Below are 1682 nucleotides of genomic sequence, written 5' to 3'. Positions count from 1 at the left end.
TGGGAAATCTCATCTTGAGGGGGGCTTCACGCTTAGATGCTTTCAGCGCTTATCCCTTCCGTACATAGCTACCCAGCGGTGCTCCTGGCGGAACAACTGGTACACCAGCGGTACGTCCATCCCGGTCCTCTCGTACTAAGGACAGCTCCTCTCAAATTTCCTACGCCCACGACAGATAGGGACCGAACTGTCTCACGACGTTCTGAACCCAGCTCGCGTACCGCTTTAATGGGCGAACAGCCCAACCCTTGGGACCTACTTCAGCCCCAGGATGCGATGAGCCGACATCGAGGTGCCAAACCTCCCCGTCGATGTGGACTCTTGGGGGAGATAAGCCTGTTATCCCCAGGGTAGCTTTTATCCGTTGAGCGATGGCCCTTCCATGCGGTACCACCGGATCACTAAGCCCGACTTTCGTCCCTGCTCGACTTGTAGGTCTCGCAGTCAAGCTCCCTTCTGCCTTTGCACTCTTCGAATGATTTCCAACCATTCTGAGGGAACCTTGGGGCGCCTCCGTTACTCTTTAGGAGGCGACCGCCCCAGTCAAACTGCCCACCTGACACTGTCCTCGCACCGGTTTACGGTACCAAGTTAGAACCTAGATACGATCAGGGTGGTATCCCAAGGATGCCTCCCTTCAAGCTGGCGCTCAAAGTTCTACGGCTCCCACCTATCCTGTACAGATCGTACCCAAATTCAATATCAAGCTGCAGTAAAGCTCCATGGGGTCTTTCCGTCTTGTCGCGGGTAACCTGCATCTTCACAGGTATTAAAATTTCACCGGATCTCTCGTTGAGACAGCGCCCAAGTCGTTACGCCATTCGTGCGGGTCAGAATTTACCTGACAAGGAATTTCGCTACCTTAGGACCGTTATAGTTACGGCCGCCGTTTACTGGGGCTTCGGTTCATAGCTTCGCCCCGAAGGGCTTACCACTCCCCTTAACCTTCCAGCACCGGGCAGGCGTCAGCCCGTATACTTCGCCTTGCGGCTTCGCACAGACCTGTGTTTTTGCTAAACAGTCGCTTGGGCCTTTTCACTGCGGCCCCCTCGGGCTATTCACCCTACCGAGGCACCCCTTCTCCCGAAGTTACGGGGTCATTTTGCCGAGTTCCTTAACGAGAGTTCTTCCGCGCGCCTTAGAATTCTCTTCTCGCCTACCTGTGTCGGTTTGCGGTACGGGCACCTTCTCCTGGCTAGAGGCTTTTCTTGGCAGTCTGAGATCATGACCTTCGCTACTACAATTTTCGCTCCCCATCACAGCCCAGCCTTACGATGTGCGGATTTGCCTACACATCAGCCTCACTGCTTAGACGGACATCCATCAGTCCGCGTCACTACCCTACTGCGTCACCCCATCGCTCATAACGGATTACGGTGGTACAGGAATTTCGACCTGTTGTCCTTCGACTACGCCTATCGGCCTCGCCTTAGGTCCCGACTTACCCTGAGCGGACGAACCTTCCTCAGGAACCCTTAGGCTTTCGGCGGATCTGATTCTCACAGATCTTTTCGTTACTCATACCGGCATTCTCACTTGAATGCAGTCCAGCGCTCCTTACGGTACACCTTCAACCCGCATTCAACGCTCCCCTACCCCTGATGCAAGCATCAAGCCATAGCTTCGGTGGTGTGTTTAGCCCCGTTACATTTTCGGCGCAGAGTCACTCGACCAGTGAGCTA

Annotated in this window: 1 rRNA gene; it reads right to left on the bottom strand. The window is 54.6% G+C overall.

The window, feature by feature from the left end:
* A 23S ribosomal RNA gene (locus G9G53_RS25560) occupies positions 1-1682 on the bottom strand; the annotation flags it as partial.

The sequence above is a fragment of the Paenibacillus sp. EKM206P genome (assembly GCF_011066155.1).
In the GTDB taxonomy this organism is placed as follows: domain Bacteria; phylum Bacillota; class Bacilli; order Paenibacillales; family Paenibacillaceae; genus Paenibacillus; species Paenibacillus polymyxa_D.
This window is presented reverse-complemented; position numbering and strand designations above follow the sequence as displayed.